This is a genomic window from Streptomyces viridochromogenes DSM 40736 (assembly GCF_000158955.1).
GTDB lineage: Bacteria > Actinomycetota > Actinomycetes > Streptomycetales > Streptomycetaceae > Streptomyces > Streptomyces venetus.
In genome coordinates, this window is the sequence record NZ_GG657757.1 from 7103359 (window position 1) to 7120805 (window position 17447).

Consider the following 17447-nt stretch of genomic DNA (forward strand, 5'->3'; position numbering starts at 1 on the left):
GTCAGTGGATCGGGCGGGCCGTCGGGCGCAGCCACGCGCGGCTCGTGGCGGACATAAGGGCCGGCCGGCGCGGCGACCTGAAGTCGGGCCTGCACCGCCTCACCGACCGCAGTCTCGGCAAGCTCCGCGCCAGCGCCGCCGAACAGGGCGTCGACCCCGACGAGTACGCGGCGAGCCTGCGCTGCCTCCTGTTGTCCGCCGACCCGGAATGCCGTACCCGTGTCTTCTTCGGCGTCGGGCCGGGTGGCCTGTTCCGGCTGCGGGAAGGCGAGTGGCAGGACATCGAACCGCAGGTCACCGAGGTCAGGGGCGAACCCGTCCTGGGGTTCGGATCGCCGCCCCCCGAGACGCCCGAGGGCGACCGGCTCACCATGGACCTGGGCATCCCGACCCCGCCCAGCCCGTACGAGCCCGCCCCGGAACCGCCCCGCGAACCCTTCCGTTTCCGCACCTCCGTCGCCCGCCCGGGTGACACCCTGCTGATGTGCAGCGCCGGCTTCGCCGACCCCCTGCGCGGCGAACCCGAACTGGGCGAGTACCTGGCCGACCGCTGGTCCCGCCCCGAGCCGCCCGGCCTCGCCGCGTTCCTCGCCGACTCCCAGGTGCGGGTCAAGGGTTACGCGGACGACCGTACGGCCGCCGCCGTCTGGGAGGCGTGACGGCGAAGCGTGTGACTTGATGGAACCCGGAGGGATCCCAGGAGACCGAAGGGGCAGACGAGAGTCATGGCCAAACAGAACGTCGCGGAACAGTTCGTCGACATCCTGACCCGCGCCGGAGTCAGACGCCTCTACGGAGTCGTCGGCGACAGCCTCAACCCCGTCGTCGACGCCGTCCGCCGCAACTCCGCCATCGACTGGATCCACGTCCGCCACGAGGAGACCGCCGCCTTCGCCGCCGGGGCGGAGGCACAGATCACCGGACGGCTCGCCGCCTGCGCCGGCTCCTGCGGCCCCGGCAACCTGCACCTCATCAACGGCCTGTACGACGCCCACCGCTCCATGGCGCCCGTCCTCGCCCTCGCCTCGCACATCCCGTCCAGCGAGATCGGTCTCAACTACTTCCAGGAGACCCACCCCGACCGGCTGTTCGCCGAGTGCAGCCACTACAGCGAGATGATCTCCAGCCCGCAGCAGATGCCCCGGCTGCTGCAGACCGCCATCCAGAACGCCGTCGGCCGCAGCGGCGTCAGCGTCGTCACTCTGCCCGGTGACGTCGCCGACCGGCCCGCCCCCGAGAAGGCCGCCGAGACCGCCCTCGTCACCTCCCGGCCCACGGTCCGCCCCGGGGACGCCGAGATCGACCGGCTCGTCGAGATGATCGACGACGCCGACAAGGTCACCCTCTTCTGCGGCAGCGGCACGGCCGGCGCGCACGCCGAGGTCATGGAGTTCGCCGGGAAGATCAAGTCCCCGGTGGGGCACGCCCTGCGCGGCAAGGAGTGGATCCAGTACGACAACCCCTTCGACGTCGGGATGAGCGGGCTGCTCGGGTACGGCGCCGCGTACGAGGCCACCCACGAGTGCGACCTGCTGATCCTGCTCGGCACCGACTTCCCGTACAACGCCTTCCTCCCCGACGACGTGAAGATCATCCAGGTCGACGTCCGGCCCGAACACCTCGGCCGCCGCTCGAAGCTGGACCTCGCGGTGTGGGGCGACGTGCGGGAGACGCTGCGCTGTCTGATCCCCCGGGTGAAGGAGAAGAAGAACCACCGCTTCCTCGACCGCATGCTGAAGAAGCACGCGGACGCGCTGGAGGGGGTGGTGAAGGCGTACACGCGCAAGGTCGACAAGCACGTGCCGATCCATCCCGAGTACGTGGCGTCCGTGCTCGACGACATCGCCGCGGACGACGCCGTGTTCACCGTCGACACCGGCATGTGCAACGTCTGGGCCGCCCGCTACATCTCACCCAACGGCCGCCGCCGCGTCATCGGTTCCTTCTCCCACGGCTCGATGGCGAACGCGCTGCCCATGGCGATCGGCGCCCAGTTCACCGACCGCGGGCGGCAGGTCGTGTCGATGTCCGGCGACGGCGGATTCTCCATGCTGATGGGTGACTTCCTGACCCTGGTGCAGTACGACCTGCCCGTGAAGGTCGTCCTCTTCAACAACTCCTCGCTCGGCATGGTCGAGCTGGAGATGCTGGTCGCCGGGCTGCCGTCCCACGGCACGGCGAACAAGAACCCCGACTTCGCCGCCGTCGCCCGGGCCTGCGGTGCCCACGGCGTGCGCGTGGAGAAGCCCAAGGACCTCGCCGGGGCCCTGAAGGACGCCTTCAAGCACAAGGGCCCGGCCCTGGTCGACGTCGTCACCGACCCCAACGCACTGTCCATCCCACCGAAGATCAAGGCCGAGATGGTGACCGGGTTCGCCCTGTCCGCCTCCAAGATGGTGCTGGACGGCGGGGTCGGCCGGATGCTCCAGATGGCCCGCTCCAACCTGCGCAATGTGCCCCGCCTGTAAGGCCCGGGCGGTCAGCTGTAAGGCCCCCACTGCCGGGCCGAGGTGTCGTACCCGTAGCGGGGCAGCCCCTTGATGCCGCTGGTCCGGAAAGGGCGGCCGGCGTCGTCGATGCGGACCGTGCCCCTTCGGCCCCGCGAGGACCAGTCCAGCTCCAGGTACCAGCGGCAGTCGCACCCCTCGGTGCGTGCGGTGACCAGCAGGACCTCGGGATCCCGGGCGGAGACGCGGTATGGCATCTGCACCGCCGGGATCGGGGTGCCCTCGTCGCTCCCGGGGACCGCGTGCGCGATCGGCCGGTCCTTGTCCAGGTTCACGTCGAAGTAGCGCGGGGTGAGCGAACCGCCGCAGCCGTTGTCCATGGCGTAGGCGTTGCCCCGCACGGGCGCGGTACGCCCCACCACGCGCACGCGCAGCGCCTCCAGCACGACGGCCGTGTCCGTCCGCCCCTGCACGGACAGCTCCACGATCGTCTCCCCGCCGTGCACCGCGTCCTGCGTCGCCGCCCAGGTTCCCGCGTCCTGCGGGGCCGGGGGCGGCGGCACCTGCTCGGGCGGCTTGCCGATGACGTAGTCGTGACCGCAGCCGAACTTCCAGGCCTGGGAGTTGGCCGACCAGGTGAGGGGCGTGGCGGGGGCCTTCCCGGCGGTGGGCGGGGTGGCCTCCCGGGTGGAGGGCGCCGGGGCGGGCCTCTTCTTCGGGGTGGCGGAGGGGCTGGGCCGCTTCGACGTGGGGGAGCTGCTCGGGGCGGTGGGCGAGGGGGCGTCCCGCTCCGGTGCCTTGGCCTCCTCGTGCCGGAGGCGGCCGGCCCGGCCGTACGGACACGGTCGTCGGACGGACGCCGCCCGTCCGGCAGCGCGGACAGGCTCCCGAGCGTCGCGAGCACCGCACAAGCGGCGGCCAGACCGACGACGAGCCGCCTGCGGTGGTACCAGGGGTGGTGGGGGAGCGGGGCGTCGGCGGCCGCCGGGTGGCCGTTCGGGGCGCCCCTCGGGCCGTCTTTCGCGCTGGGTGTCGTCTCGTTCGCCGGGGCGTTTGTCGTGCTGGGGGGTGTCTCGACCGCGGCGTCGTCGCTCGGCATCGCCCCGGTCTTGCCCGCTCGTGGACGCTGGCGTGCCGCCACTGCCAGGAGCCAGCGGCGGTGAAGTTCCAGGCGTTCCTCCGGGGTCGCTCCGCACAGCGCCGCGAAACGCTCCACGGGCGCGAAGTCGAGGGGGACCGCGTCACCCGCGCAATAGCGGTGCAGGGTCGAGGTGTTCATGGCCAGACGGCGAGCCAGCGAACCGTAGCTGCGGTCCGTGCGCTCCTTCAGCGCCCTCAGCAGCGCCGCGAACTCCCCGACGTCGTCCACGTCTTCCTGTGCCGACACGTTTCCCCCGCCCCCGTAAGGTCCGACCCGGCCCGGGACGGCATCCCAGGCATCCCTGTACCTGCACGTCAGACGGGCTGGGATGGTTCCAGGGTGGCCGACCGGCCGCAGGTTCTTGCGCCCGTCGGCCGTGACCGCTGACGCTCTTGGTGTCGCACCGACCAGGCCCGGGCCGACCAGCCGGCCTCGCCGCGGCATCCACATCCACGCACTCGTCCACGGGGGAACACCCATGTCCATGCGCATCCGAACGAGCGCTCTCACCGCACTCACCGTCGCCGCCCTCGCGGCGGGCACGGTCCTCACGGCACCGGCCGCCGGCGCCGCGCCGAAGGCTGCCGCGCCCACGTTCCTGTCGGCGTCCCAGCTGCCGCCGCACCCGACGTCGTCCTGGACCGCCGGGCCGGTCACCGACGGGTTCCCGGAGGAACTCGGCTTCTGCGTGAGCACGGAGGGCGTGCCCGCCTATGACTACCGGCACCGGGAGTTCCGAACCGACCTGGACACCAGCGCCGTGCAGTTGACCGTCGTGACGGGCACGGCCGCCCAGGCCAAGGCCCTGGCGAAGCACTACGACGACCTGATCCGCACCTGCGCCGACCGCATCGAGGAGTCCTCTCCCGACATCGAGGCCGAGGGCCGGGACTACGGCTCGCTGCCGGTCGAGGAGGGCGCCCGCGTGCGCGGACTGCACACCGAGACCTCCTGGGGGGCCACGGACATCGCGCTGCTCTCCGTCGGGCGGGACGGCAGGACCGTCACCGTCGTGGAGTGGGGACAGATGGGCGACTTCGACGACGCCCCGGTGGCCGCCTTCAAGAAGACGACGACCACCGCCGTCAACAAGCTCTACTGACGAAGCGGCCGTCGCCAGAGGGCCGGGCCGTCCTCCCGCCACGGGGGTCGGGAGGACGGCCCAAACCGGCCGGTGCCGGAGGGGGGACCGACGTACTTCGGCCAACTTCACCGGATCACCGCGCACGCGACCGGACCCGCCGTCCCCTGGCCGCGTACGGAAGGATCGGCAGACGGACATCGGCAGTTCGTCCGATCTCCGGCGGTCAGGATCCACAGCGGGAGGCGCAACGGCTACCCTCTTGTCCCCCTGCCCTGCGTCGCCGTACCGCGGGGAGCCGTTCCGCCCGGCCCCCCGCCCCTGTCCGTGTGGCCGAACACCCGGTCGTTGACGATTCGACATGACTGCCGCGTGCCCGATGGGGCATGGATCCCCGTGAACGTGTTCGACCAGGAGGGGAACCGACATCGGCGCGCGGGCGGGGGTCATGGAGAGGCAGGCACGAGGAGGCGGTCCCATAGCGATAGGGGCCTTCTCGGCGAAGACCATGGAGGACAAGGCCGACGACGTCACGGAGCAGGTGGCGGCGCCGCAGCTGAGGCGCAGACTCGGGCGAGCGGACCTGCGGGCCGTGCCGGAGGCCCGTAAGGCACTGCGGGACCTGCTCGGACAGTGGGGGAAGCACGGACAATCCGACGTAGCGGAACTGCTCACCAGCGAACTCGTCACCAACGCCATCGTCCACACCGACCATGACGCGGTCCTGACGGCCACCGTCGGACCCCGTGGACTGCGGGTGGAAGTACGGGACTTCGTGGCCCGCAGACCCCGGCTGCGCGTACCGGTCGCCGACGACGGTACGAACGGCCGGGGCCTGTTCCTGGTCCAGTCCCTCGCGGACTCCTGGGGGGTCAGGGCACACGGCGTGGGAAAGGCCGTCTGGTTCGAACTCGGGGCCGAAGCGGCGTGAGCGGCGAAGGGGACGCGGCCCACGGGCCGCGTCCCCTTCCGTCCTGTGTACCGCTCCGTCAGCCGAACTGCTGCTCCAGGTCCTTGAGCTTGCGCTCCAGGGAGTCCAGACGCGGCAGCGCCATGGTGTCGTCCTCCGCGGTGAGGTCGACGGTCACGGGGTCAGTCCCTTTGCGGACCGGCTGAAGGGAGGGACGCGAGCGTACGGGCAGCTGTTCCGGCCCGGATATGGCAGGCTCCGCTGAGACCTGCGAGGAGCCGCGCTCCACCTGCACCTCCAGCTGCCGGCCACCGCCATTGCCGCCACCGCGTCCGAGGTAGCCGCGGTGACCCCGGCTGATCGCCTTCAGCTGGGCCCGCTCCACGCGCTGCTGGTCGCGGCGCCGCTGCCGGGCCTCGTCCTTCTTGCGCTTGTCGTCGCGCACCTCGTCGACCGCCTCGTCGAGGCTGCGCACACCCTCGAGGAGCATCAGCGACCAGGCCCTGTACGTCTCCCGGGGGGCCCGCAGCCAGCGCACGATACGGATCTGCGGCAGCGGGCGCGGCACCAGGCCCTGCTCCCGCAGGGCGGCGCGGCGGGTCTGCTTCAGCGCGCGGTCGAAGAGCACCGCCGCCGACAGCGACATGCCCGCGAAGAAGTGGGGTGCGCCCGCGTGGCCGAGCCCCCTGGGCGCGTGCACCCAGTTGAACCAGGCCGCGGCGAGCGCGAACGTCCAGACCAGTATCCGGGAGCCGAGCGCCGCGTCACCGTGGCTGGCCTCGCGCACCGCGAGCACGGAGCAGAACATCGCCGCGCCGTCCAGGCCGAACGGGACGAGGTACTGCCAGCCGTCGGACAGCCCGAGGTTCTGCTCGCCGAAGCCGACCAGGCCGTGGAAGGAGAGTGCGGCGGCGACGGCCGCGCAGCAGAACAGCAGAATGTCCGTCCTCGGAACGGCGCGACCAGGTCACCTACCGGCTGACTGGCGTTACACGCGCCGCCCGCTGCGGGCGGACACCCCCCGACGCGGCCCCTTCCGTGCGTCGGCCGCTGCGGGCAGTCGCACCCCCCCGCTGCGGGCAGTCGTGCCGCTGGGGCGATGGGGGTCCCCCCTGCTCGAGCGGAGCCGAGAGCTTGGGGGAGGGTGGGCGCTGCGGCACCCCGCTACGCCGAGCTGCGCAACGCCCCCCAGCACCAACGCCGGTACCTCGTATCAGGCCGTCGCGGCCGGCGGCACCGGCGCCAACTGCCGCGCCAGCCAGGTCGGCACACCCCCGAGCAACCGGAACAGCCGCCGAGCCTCCTCCCGCAACCGCGACGCCTCCGGCTCGGTCTCGGTGTCGGCCAGCGACACCAGCGCCGGGGCGGTACCCACGAGATAGCCCAGTTCCTCACGGATCCGCAGCGACTCCGCGAAACCGTGCCTCGCCTCCGCCAACTCCCCGTCCCGCAAGGCGAGTCCGGCCAGGTGACGCCACGTGAAGGACAGCAGCAACGGATCGGGATGCGCCGTCGCCCCCGCGTGCGCGCGGCGATACGCGGCCCGCGCCGCCTGCGGGGCCAGGGTCAGGTTCTCCGCGAGCAACCCCCGGCGGAAGTCCAGCAGCGCCCGCTGCGGAGCCCCCGGAGGGATCAGCGCCGCCGCCCTCCCCAGCGCCGCCCGCGCCTCGTCGGCCCGGTCACGGACCGCGAGCAACGTCGCCGCGTAGGCCAAGTACCCGCGTTCACAAGCGGCCGCGCCCCGCTCCTCGTCGCTGTGGGCCAGCGCCTCGGCCGTACGCAGCGCGTCCTCGGCCTCCTCCCAGCCCTGCTCGGTATACAGACACCGCTCCACCAGCAGCGAGGCCCGTTGCAGCGCCGCCGCTGGGGTGGCCGGTACCAGCAGGGCGGCGGCGTCTGCCCAGCACGCGCGCGAGCGCAGCCGCCATACCGCGGTCTGGAGGGGATCGTCACCTGCGGTCGTTCCGTTACCAGACATGGCGGTATGCGCCACGTTGCCCTCCCCGAGCACGCCATCGAGCTGTTGAGTGGTGGCGGCATCTCAGCACGAATCCCGGTGCCGGGCCAAGGGGGTGGGTGAAGGATTTCACAAAGTCGTGGGACACATGGCGTGATCGGTTGCCGGGGCGGGTCAGCTCATCCGCAGTGCCAGGAAGAAGTCCAGCTTGTCCTCCAGCCGTGACAGGTCACGGCCCGTCAGCTGCTCGATGCGGCCCACCCGGTAGCGCAGGGTGTTGACGTGCAGGTGCAGGCGGGTGGCGCAGCGGGTCCAGGAACCGTCGCAGTCCAGGAAGGCCTCCAGGGTGGGGATCAGTTCGGCCCGGTGGCGGCGGTCGTAGGCGCGCAGGGGGTCCAGGAGACGGGCCGTGAAGGCACGGCGGACGTCGTCGGGGACGAAGGGCAGGAGCAGGACGTGGGAGGCCAGTTCCTGGTGGCCCGCCGCGCAGACCCGGCCGGGGCGGGCGGCGGCGACGCGCCTCGCGTGGCGGGCCTCCTCCAGTGCGCCGCGCAGACCCTCGGCGGAGTGCACGGCCGCGCTGACCCCGAGGGTCAGGTGCCCGTCGTCGTCGAGGCCCGCCGTGAGGGGATCCCGTACGGACTCCAGGAGCGCGTCCGCGAGGACGCCGGCCTCCGAGCCGTCGTGTTCCGTGGAGACGGCGGGCAGCGGGACGAGGGCGATGGCCTCCTCGCCCGTGTGGGCCACGGCGATGCGGTCCGAGTGCTCGGGGCCCGCCGACAGGGGGTCGACGAGGATCTCCTCCAGCAGGGCCTGGGCCACCGGTCCCCCCTCGACGTCCGAGCCGTCCCAGTCGACGCGGGCCACCACCACCTGCCACTGCGGCGCCGTGCCGAGGCCGGGCAGCAGCACCGGGGCGGCCACGCGCAGGCGGGCGGCGATCTCGGCGGGGGCCGCGCCCGTCTGGACCAGTTCCAGGACCTCCTGGGCGAGGCGGCGGCGGACCGTGCGGGCCGCGTCCCTCCGGTCCCGCTCGACCGCGATCAGCTGCGTGACGCCGTGCAGCAGGTCCAGGCGCTCCTCCGCCCAGTCCCCGGCGTCCGCCTCGACGGCCAGCAGCCAGTCGGACAGCACGGTCTCCCGGACATCGCGGGCGGTCTGCGCGGAGCGGCCCGTCGAGCGGATCGGGAACAGGGAGTAGGTGCTGCCGCCCAGGAGCACGCGGTGCGGGGCGCGGCGGCCGGTGCGGGTGGCGGTCAGGTGTTCCGCCGCCAGCCGTCCGCAGGTCTCGGCGGGCGGCACGGGGCCCGCGGCCTTCGAGCCCGCGATCAGCCGGCCGGTGGGGGCGAGGACCCAGGCCCGCAGGTCCAGGTCCGAGCCGAGCAGATCCAGGACCACGTCGGGGCCGCCGCCGGCCGGACCCGAGGTCATCATCCGCCGGTGCCGGTCGACCACCGCCGCGAGGTCGCCGGCGCGCTCCCCGGAGACCTGCCGCACGACGTGCTCGGTGATGGTCGCGAAGGCCACCGACTCGTGCACCGCGAAGAGCGGGAGACGGTGGCGTGCGCAGGCGACGACCAGGTCGTCCGGCACATCGCCCAGCTCGGCCTCACCGGCCGCCAGCGCGACCACGCCCTCCTGCACCAGGATCCGGACGAACGGCTCCGAGTCCGCGGCGTCCCGGCGCCAGGCCAGACCGGTGAGCACCAGCTCACCGCCCGACAGATAGCGGCTGGGGTCCCGGAGGTCGGTGGTCATCACCCCGCGCACGGTGCGGTCCAGCTCGTCCTCGCCGCCGAGCAGCTTGAGGCCCAGCGCGTCCGTGTCCAGCAGTGCGCGCAGCCGCATTCTCGTCGCCGCCGTTCTTTGTCTCGAAATCAAACCCTGCCCCGGCTGTGTTCCAGGTCACGCGGCTGTGTCGCGCGTTTCCACAGGAGAACGAGGAGGTTTCTGAGGGCCCCCGTTCATATGAATCTACAAGATGCCCGCCCTGGCCAGCCAACTCCTTCATGGTTTCCGTGACTGACCCCGTCGGAGTAACGCGCTGTGTACTGAGGCCACTACGCGTCAACAGCACATGAACGAGCCGGGACCGCCGCACACGGATTGGCTCAATCTGAACGCCCCACGAGAAGACGAAGAAGAGAGCCGGTCATGGACTTCCTTCGCCCCGCCAGCTGGGAGGAGGCGCTCGCAGCGAAAGCCGAGCACCCCACCGCTGTGCCGATTGCGGGTGGCACCGACGTGATGGTCGAGATCAACTTCGACCACCGCCGACCCGAGTACCTCATGGACCTGAACCGCGTCGGTGACCTCTGCGAGTGGGAGGTCGGCGAGGAGAGCGTACGGCTGGGCGCCTCGGTGCCCTACACCAGGATCATGGAGAACCTGCGCGCCGAACTGCCGGGTCTCGCCCTCGCCTCGCACACGGTCGCCTCCCCGCAGATCCGCAACCGTGGCGGCGTCGGCGGCAACCTCGGCACCGCCTCCCCGGCCGGCGACGCCCACCCCGCTCTGCTCGCCGCGGGCGCCGAGGTGGAGGTCGAGTCGGTGCGCGGGACGCGCCGTATCCCGATCGACGAGTTCTACAAGGGCGTGAAGCGCAACGCGCTGGCGGCCGATGAGCTGATCCGCGCCGTGCACGTGAAGAAGGCCGACGGGCCGCAGCAGTTCTCCAAGGTGGGGACCCGGAACGCGATGGTCATCGCCGTGTGCGCCTTCGGGCTCGCGCTGCATCCCGAGACGCGGACCGTGCGGACCGGTATCGGTTCCGCCGCGCCGACCCCCATCCGGGCCGAGGCGGCCGAGGAGTTCCTGAACGCCGCTCTGGAGGAGGGCGGCTTCTGGGACAACGGGAAGATCGTCACCCCCTCGGTCGCCCAGCAGTTCGCCGACCTGTGCTCCGCCGCCTGCAACCCCATCGACGACGTCCGGGGCACGGCGAGCTACCGCCGGCACGCGGTCGGCGTCATGGCCCGCCGCACGCTGACCTGGACCTGGGAGTCCTACCGCGGGGCCCGCCGCAACATCGAGGGAGCTGCGTAATGCGCGTCAACTTCACGGTCAACGGCCGTCCGCAGGAAGCCGACGACGTGTGGGAGGGCGAGTCCCTGCTGTACGTGCTGAGGGAGCGAATGGGCCTTCCGGGCTCGAAGAACGCCTGCGAGCAGGGCGAGTGCGGTTCGTGCACGGTCCGGCTCGACGGGGTGCCGGTGTGCTCGTGCCTGGTGGCGGCCGGGCAGGTTCAGGGCCGCGAGGTGGTCACCGTCGAGGGGCTCGCCGACTACGCCAGGCAGCGGTCCTGCGGGACCGGTGGCTGCGGTACGTCGCTTGAGGAATCGCGGCAGTGGCAGGCCAAGGGCACCGACTCCCGGACCGGCGAGGGCACCGAGCTCGCCCCGATCCAGCAGGCGTTCATCGACGCCGGCGCGGTCCAGTGCGGCTTCTGCACACCGGGTCTGCTGGTCGCCGCCGACGAGATGCTGGAGCGCAACCCCGACCCGACCGACGCGGACATCCGCGAGGCCCTTTCGGGCAACCTGTGCCGCTGCACCGGCTACGAGAAGATCATGGACGCGGTCCGCCTCGCGGCCGCCCGGCAGGGAGGGGCGGTCTGATGCCGGCCAACGGCGCTCCTACGAAGATCACCCAGGGGTCGCAGACCAAGGGCGGCATCGGCGAGTCGACCCTCCGCCCGGACGGCACCCTCAAGGTCACCGGTGAGTTCGCGTACTCCTCGGACATGTGGCACGAGGACATGCTCTGGGGCCAGATCCTCCGGTCGACGGTCGCGCACGCCGAGATCGTGTCCATCGACACGAGCGAGGCCCTGGCGCTGCCGGGCGTGTACGCCGTGCTGACGTACGACGACCTGCCGACGGCCGTGAAGAACTACGGCCTGGAGATCCAGGACACCCCGGTCCTCGCCCACGGCAAGGTCCGCCACCACGGCGAGCCGGTCGCGATCGTCGCCGCCGACCACCCGGAGACCGCCCGCCGCGCCGCCGCGAAGATCAAGGTCGACTACCGCGAACTGCCCGTCATCACCGACGAGGCCTCCGCGACCGCCCCGGACGCGATCCTCGTCCACGAGAACCGCGACGACCACCACAGCGGCCACGTCCCGCACCCGAACATCGTGCACCGCCAGCCGATCGTCCGCGGCGACGTCGCGGCCGCCCGGCGGCGCGCCGACGTCATCGTCGAGGGCGAGTACACCTTCGGCATGCAGGACCAGGCCTTCCTCGGCCCCGAGTCCGGCCTCGCCGTGCCCGAGGAGGACGGCGGCGTCCACCTCTACATCGCCACCCAGTGGCTGCACAGCGACCTGCGGCAGATCGCGCCCGTGCTCGGACTGCCCGAGGACAAGGTACGCATGACGCTGTCCGGCGTCGGCGGCGCGTTCGGAGGCCGCGAGGACCTGTCGATGCAGATCCACGCCTGCCTGCTGGCGCTGCGCACGGGCAAGCCCGTCAAGATCGTCTACAACCGGTTCGAGTCCTTCTTCGGGCACGTCCACCGCCACCCCGCGAAGCTCCACTACGAGCACGGAGCCACGCGCGACGGCAAGCTCACCCACATGAAGTGCCGGATCGTCCTGGACGGCGGCGCCTACGCCTCCGCCTCCCCGGCGGTCGTCGGCAACGCCTCCTCGCTGTCCGTCGGGCCGTACGTGATCGACGACGTGGACATCGAGGCCATCGCCCTCTACACCAACAACCCGCCCTGCGGCGCCATGCGCGGCTTCGGCGCGGTCCAGGCGTGCTTCGCCTACGAGGCGCAGATGGACAAGCTGGCCGCCGAACTCGGCATGGACCCGGTGGAGTTCCGCCGGCTCAACGCCATGGAGCAGGGCACCCTCCTGCCGACCGGGCAGCGGGTCGACTCCCCGGCCCCGGTCGCCGAACTCCTGCGCCGCGTCAAGGCGATGCCGATGCCGCCGGAGCGCCAGTGGGAGTCCAGCGAGGGCGCCGACGTACGGCAGCTGCCGGGCGGCTTGTCCAACACCACGCACGGCGAAGGCGTCGTACGCGGGGTCGGCTACGCGGTCGGCATCAAGAACGTCGGCTTCTCCGAGGGCTTCGACGACTACTCGACCGCGAAGGTACGGATGGAGGTCGTCGCGGGTGAGCCCGTCGTCACCGTCCACACGGCCATGGCCGAGGTCGGGCAGGGCGGTGTCACGGTCCACGCGCAGATCGCCCGCACCGAGCTGGGCGTCGCGCAGGTGACCATCAACCCGGCCGACACCCGGGTGGGCAGCGCCGGTTCGACCTCCGCCTCCCGGCAGACGTACGTCACCGGGGGCGCGGTGAAGAACGCCTGCGAGCTGGTGCGCGAGAAGGTCCTGGAGATCGGGCGCCGCAGGTTCGGCTCCTACCACCCGGCCTGGGCGACGGCCGAACTGCTCCTGGAGGGCGGCAAGGTCGTCACCGACGGCGGTGAGGTCCTCGCCGACCTGGTCGACGTCCTGGAGGGCGAGACCGTCGAGGTCGAGGAGGAGTGGCGGCACCGGCCGACCGAGCCCTTCGACCTGCGCACCGGGCAGGGCAACGGGCACGTCCAGTACTCCTTCGCCGCGCACCGCGCCGTCGTCGAGGTCGACACCGAGCTCGGCCTGGTGAAGGTCATCGAACTGGCCTGCGCCCAGGACGTCGGCAAGGCGCTCAACCCGCTGTCCGTGCTCGGCCAGATCCAGGGCGGCACGACACAGGGCCTGGGCGTGGCGGTCATGGAGGAGATCGTCGTCGACCCGAAGACGGCGAAGGTGAAGAACCCGTCCTTCACCGACTACCTGATCCCGACCATCCTCGACACGCCGACCATCCCGGTCGACGTCCTCGAACTCGCCGACGAGCACGCCCCGTACGGGCTGCGCGGCATCGGCGAGGCACCCACCCTGTCGTCGACTCCGGCGGTCCTCGCGGCGATCCGCGCGGCGACCGGCCTGGAGCTGAACAGGACGCCGGTCCGCCCCGAGCACCTGACCGGCACCGCGTAAGAGCTCTCCGGGCGGCGCGACGGAACGTCACACGCTCCGCGCCGCCCGGAGCGCCGGGAACCGCACCGCTCGCGGCTCCCGGAAACCGACCGAATCGTTCGTCTCGGGCCGTCCCCCGGGTCGTGCGGCCGCAGCACCTTCCCAAATCCCGCGGAGCGCCGAGGCAGGACGCGGGTGCCCCTTTGAACCTTGGGAGCAGGCCCACATGACCCAGCAGTCAGTAGAGCCGAGGACCACAGCCGAAGACGCGGGCGAAGGCACCCGCGCCCCGGCCGGCCGGTCCTGGCTCGACCGGTACTTCCACATATCCCTCAGAGGATCCACGGTCGCGCGTGAGGTGCGCGGCGGCGTCACGACCTTCATGGCGATGGCGTACATCCTCCTGCTGAACCCCCTGATCCTGTCCGGCAGGGACGCGGCCGGGGACACCCTCGCGCAGCAGGCCCTGATCACCGCCACCGCGTTCGCGGCGGCCCTCACCACGCTGCTGATGGGCTTCGTGGGCAAGGTGCCCCTCGCCCTCGCCGCGGGTCTGTCCGTCTCCGGAGTGCTGTCCTCCCAGGTCGTGCCCGAGATGACCTGGCCGCAGGCGATGGGCATGTGCGTGGTGTACGGCGTCGTCATCATGCTGCTGGTCGTCACCGGCCTGCGCGAGATGATCATGAACGCGATCCCGCTCGCGCTCAAGCACGGCATCACCATGGGCATCGGCCTGTTCATCGCCCTCATCGGCTTCTACAAGTCCGGCTTCGTGCACCAGGGCAAGGCCACCCCCGTCACGCTCGGCCCGGCGGGCGAACTGGCCGGCTGGCCCGTGCTGCTCTTCGCCGGCACCCTGCTGCTGATCTTCATGCTCCAGGCCCGGAACATCCCGGGCGCCATCCTCATCGGCATCGTCAGCGGCACGGTCGTGGCCGCGATCCTGAACGCCGCCGGTGTCGCCGACCCCAAGCAGTGGGCGGCCGGCGCACCCGAGCTGCACGGCAGCGCGGTGTCCATGCCCGACTTCTCGCTCTTCGGGGACGTGGAGTTCGGCGGCTGGGGCGAGGTCGGCGCGATGACCGTCGGCATGATCGTCTTCACGCTGGTGCTGGCCGGGTTCTTCGACGCGATGGCGACCATCATCGGCGTCGGGACCGAGGCGAAGCTCGCCGACGACAAGGGCCGGATGCCGGGCCTGTCCAAGGCGCTGTTCATCGACGGCGCCGGCGGCGCGATCGGCGGGGTGTCGGGCGGCTCGGGCCAGACGGTGTTCATCGAGTCGGCGACGGGTGTCGGCGAGGGCGCCCGCACGGGCCTCGCCTCGGTCGTCACCGGGCTGTTCTTCGCGGCCTGTCTGTTCTTCACGCCGCTCACGGCGATCGTGCCGCAGGAGGTCGCGTCCGCCGCCCTCGTCGTCATCGGCGCGATGATGCTGATGAACGCCCGGCACGTGGACTGGGCCGACCGGGCCACCGCCGTCCCGGTGTTCCTGACGGTCGTGCTGATGCCGTTCACGTACACCATCACCACCGGTGTCGCCGCGGGCGTCATCTCCTACGTGGCCATCAAGACCGCCCAGGGCAAGGTGCGCGAGATCGGCGCCTTCATGTGGGTACTGGCGGCGGTGTTCCTCGTCTACTTCGCCCTCAACCCGATCGAGAGCTGGCTGGGCGTCCACTGACGCCCCTCGCCACAGGCTCTCTTCGCGACCTCAAGGAGACCGAGAAAGATGCTGGACATCGCCGAGGAGCTGAACCGGTGGGTCGAGCAGGGCCGTGACTTCGCCGTGGCCACCGTCGTGGCCGTCGGCGGCAGCGCGCCCCGGCAGCCCGGCGCCGCGCTCGCCGTGGACGCCGAGGGCACGGCGATCGGATCGGTCTCCGGAGGCTGCGTCGAGGGCGCGGTCTACGAACTGTGCGAACAGGCGCTGCGGGACGGCGAGACCGTCCTGGAGCGCTTCGGCTACAGCGACGACGACGCCTTCGCCGTGGGACTGACCTGCGGCGGCGTCATCGACATCCTGGTCACCCCGGTACGGGCCGCCGATCCGGTCCGCCCGGTGGTCGCGTCCGTGCTCGCCGCCGCCGCCGAAGGGGAGACGGCGGCGGTGGCGCGGATCGTGTCGGGCCCGCGCGAACTGACGGGCCGGGCCCTGCTCGTCCGACCCGACGGGTCCCGCGAGGGCGGCTTCGGCGCCCATCCGGAACTCGACCGCACGGTCGCCGCCGAGGCGGGCGCCTTCCTGGACGCCGGCCGCACCGGCACCCTGGAGATCGGAGAGCAGGGGTCGCGTTGCGGCGCACCGCTCACGGTCCTGGTCGAGTCCTCGGTCCCGCCGCCCCGCATGATCGTCTTCGGCGCGATCGACTTCGCGTCGGCCCTGGTCCGCGTCGGCAAGTTCCTCGGCCACCACGTCACGGTGTGCGACGCACGCCCCGTGTTCGCGACCCGGACGCGGTTCCCCGAGGCCGACGAGATCGTCGTCGAGTGGCCCCACCGCTACCTGGAGCGCACGGCCGTCGACGCCCGCACGGTCCTGTGCGTGCTGACCCACGACGCCAAGTTCGACGTGCCGCTGCTGAAACTGGCCCTGCGGCTGCCGGTGGCGTACGTCGGCGCCATGGGCTCCCGGCGCACCCACCTGGACCGCAACATCCGCCTGCGCGAAGTCGGCGTCACCGAACTGGAGTTGAGCCGCCTGCACTCCCCGATCGGCCTGGACCTCGGGGCCCGCACACCGGAGGAGACGGCACTGTCGATCGCGTCGGAGATCGTCGCGGCCCGGCGCGGCGGCAGCGGGGCCTCACTGACCGGCGCCCACACCCCGATCCACCACGAGCCGGAGTCGAGGGGGGTGGGGCGGATCGGGTCGGTGGCCTGACGTGGTCTGACGTGCCCTCAGGGCCTGGTCCCGGTACGCAGCACGAAGCAGCGCAGAGCGCCGTCCAGGTCGTACCAACGGCCCTCGGGCCACTCCTCGGTCAGGATGCCGATGTCCTCGCGGGTCAGGCCGATGTGCCGACGGGCCTCGGGCAGGTTGGATGCCAGCGGTGTCGTCACCACCCACGCTCCGCCGGGTGCGAGGAGGTCTCGCACCCTCTGTGCGACGGTCGGCTTGTCCGCCATGAAGGCGAGGACCAGCCGCATGGTGATCAGGTCGAAGGCCGCCGACGGAAGCGCGGCGGCCACCGCGGCAGCGTCCTCGAAGTCCAGGCGTTGCACCTGTAGTCGAGGCTCGGCGTCCGCGTACCGGTCGCGTGTCGCGGCCACGGCCGCGTCTGCCCGGTCGACGGCGAGAGTGCGGTAGCCGAGGCCCGCCAGGGCCGCCGCGTACGCGCCCAGGCCGCATCCCACGTCCAGTGCCCGGGCGCCCGGGTGGGGCGGGGCCGCCTCGGTGAGCCGGCGTAGTTCGAGCTCGTCGGCGCGGCGAAAGCCGTGGCCGGAGGCGAAGTGCTGTTCCCAGCGGGCCCGTCCGACGGCCGTCACGGTGACCTGAGCAGGCGGTTCAGCGCCCGTCCGAACACATACCGCGAAGAGCGCCGCACGACGCCGTCGAAGAGTGACGGCAGCAGCCGGAGGCGGATCTCCTCCCGCCAGATCACACGGCTGCGGCCCCCGGGCCCCGGCCGCACTTCCAGCTCCGCCCAGCCCAGCACCACCCGGCCCCGTTTCTCCAGGTGGCACAGCCCTGGCGCCCCGTCCTCCGGCGGCTGCCACACCGTGACTTCCATCGGGTCGTCGAAGGACAGCGGGCCGACGCCCGAGCGCGCCACGACGAGGGTCCCGCGGCGGGTCGGTTCGGGCGGGACCACTCTGACCGTCGTCAGCGGCACCACCTCGCCGTGCCGACGCCACTGGGTGACCCGCCGCCAGGCCTCGTCGAGGGGGAGCGGGACCGTACGCTCGAGCAGGAAGTTCACCACGTCAC

13 protein-coding genes and 2 pseudogenes are annotated in these 17447 nt (G+C 72.0%); 9 read left to right on the forward strand and 6 right to left on the reverse strand.

Going from position 1 to position 17447, the window contains the following annotated elements:
• Together SSQG_RS31115 and SSQG_RS31120 are read left to right on the forward strand one after the other, a co-directional pair.
• On the forward strand, positions 1-659 hold a 659-nt coding region (locus SSQG_RS31115), incomplete at its 5' end, for a protein phosphatase 2C domain-containing protein (protein WP_003993921.1).
• Between the two features lie 66 nt (positions 660-725).
• A complete protein-coding gene (locus SSQG_RS31120) occupies positions 726-2468 on the forward strand; it encodes a pyruvate dehydrogenase (protein WP_003993922.1) in 1743 nt (580 codons plus the stop codon).
• Between the two features lie 11 nt (positions 2469-2479).
• Here the strand turns inward: SSQG_RS31120 and SSQG_RS44105 are convergent.
• Positions 2480-3834: pseudogene (locus tag SSQG_RS44105) on the reverse strand (helix-turn-helix domain-containing protein).
• A gap of 232 nt (positions 3835-4066) precedes the next feature.
• Here SSQG_RS44105 and SSQG_RS31130 point away from each other — a divergent pair.
• Together SSQG_RS31130 and SSQG_RS31135 are read left to right on the forward strand one after the other, a co-directional pair.
• Positions 4067-4690, forward strand: a complete 624-nt coding sequence (locus SSQG_RS31130; RefSeq protein WP_003993924.1) for a hypothetical protein — start codon at positions 4067-4069, stop codon at positions 4688-4690.
• Between the two features lie 487 nt (positions 4691-5177).
• A complete protein-coding gene (locus tag SSQG_RS31135; RefSeq protein WP_003993925.1) occupies positions 5178-5600 on the forward strand; it encodes an ATP-binding protein in 423 nt (140 codons plus the stop codon).
• 58 nt (positions 5601-5658) lie between these two features.
• Here the strand turns inward: SSQG_RS31135 and SSQG_RS31140 are convergent.
• The 3 genes and pseudogenes from SSQG_RS31140 to SSQG_RS31150 form a co-directional block, all read right to left on the reverse strand.
• Positions 5659-6519 (reverse strand): annotated as a pseudogene (locus tag SSQG_RS31140) (DUF2637 domain-containing protein); the annotation flags it as partial.
• A 273-nt stretch (positions 6520-6792) separates the two neighbouring features.
• Positions 6793-7572, reverse strand: a complete 780-nt coding sequence (locus SSQG_RS31145; RefSeq protein ID WP_003993927.1) for a hypothetical protein — start codon at positions 7570-7572, stop codon at positions 6793-6795.
• Positions 7573-7710: 138 nt separating this feature from the next.
• Positions 7711-9384, reverse strand: a complete 1674-nt coding sequence (locus SSQG_RS31150) for a PucR family transcriptional regulator (protein WP_003993928.1) — start codon at positions 9382-9384, stop codon at positions 7711-7713.
• Between the two features lie 306 nt (positions 9385-9690).
• Here SSQG_RS31150 and SSQG_RS31155 point away from each other — a divergent pair, with 306 nt between their 5' ends.
• The 5 genes from SSQG_RS31155 (at position 9691) to SSQG_RS31175 (ending at position 16400) form a co-directional block, all read left to right on the forward strand.
• Positions 9691-10581 carry an FAD binding domain-containing protein gene (locus SSQG_RS31155; protein ID WP_003993930.1) on the forward strand — a complete coding sequence of 297 codons (891 nt, stop codon included), beginning with the start codon at positions 9691-9693 and terminating at the stop codon, positions 10579-10581.
• A complete protein-coding gene (locus tag SSQG_RS31160) occupies positions 10581-11153 on the forward strand; it encodes a (2Fe-2S)-binding protein (RefSeq protein ID WP_003993931.1) in 573 nt (190 codons plus the stop codon). The genes SSQG_RS31155 and SSQG_RS31160 overlap by 1 nt, the downstream gene beginning before the upstream one ends.
• Positions 11153-13537: a xanthine dehydrogenase subunit D gene (pucD, locus tag SSQG_RS31165; protein WP_003993932.1), complete on the forward strand. Its 2385-nt coding sequence runs from the start codon at positions 11153-11155 to the stop codon at positions 13535-13537. Before SSQG_RS31160 ends, pucD begins: the two co-directional genes overlap by 1 nt.
• A 205-nt stretch (positions 13538-13742) precedes the next feature.
• Positions 13743-15200, forward strand: coding sequence for an NCS2 family permease (locus SSQG_RS31170; protein ID WP_003993933.1), 1458 nt, complete (start codon positions 13743-13745; stop codon positions 15198-15200).
• Positions 15201-15248: 48 nt separating this feature from the next.
• Positions 15249-16400, forward strand: coding sequence for an XdhC family protein (locus SSQG_RS31175; protein ID WP_003993934.1), 1152 nt, complete (start codon positions 15249-15251; stop codon positions 16398-16400).
• 17 nt (positions 16401-16417) lie between these two features.
• Here the strand turns inward: SSQG_RS31175 and SSQG_RS31180 are convergent, their stop codons facing one another.
• Positions 16418-17005, reverse strand: coding sequence for a class I SAM-dependent methyltransferase (locus SSQG_RS31180; RefSeq protein WP_003993935.1), 588 nt, complete (start codon positions 17003-17005; stop codon positions 16418-16420).
• Positions 17002-17442 (reverse strand): hypothetical protein, encoded by a 441-nt coding sequence (locus tag SSQG_RS31185; RefSeq protein ID WP_003993936.1) that lies wholly within the window; start codon positions 17440-17442, stop codon positions 17002-17004. Before SSQG_RS31185 ends, SSQG_RS31180 begins: the two co-directional genes overlap by 4 nt.
• Positions 17443-17447 lie beyond the last annotated feature (5 nt).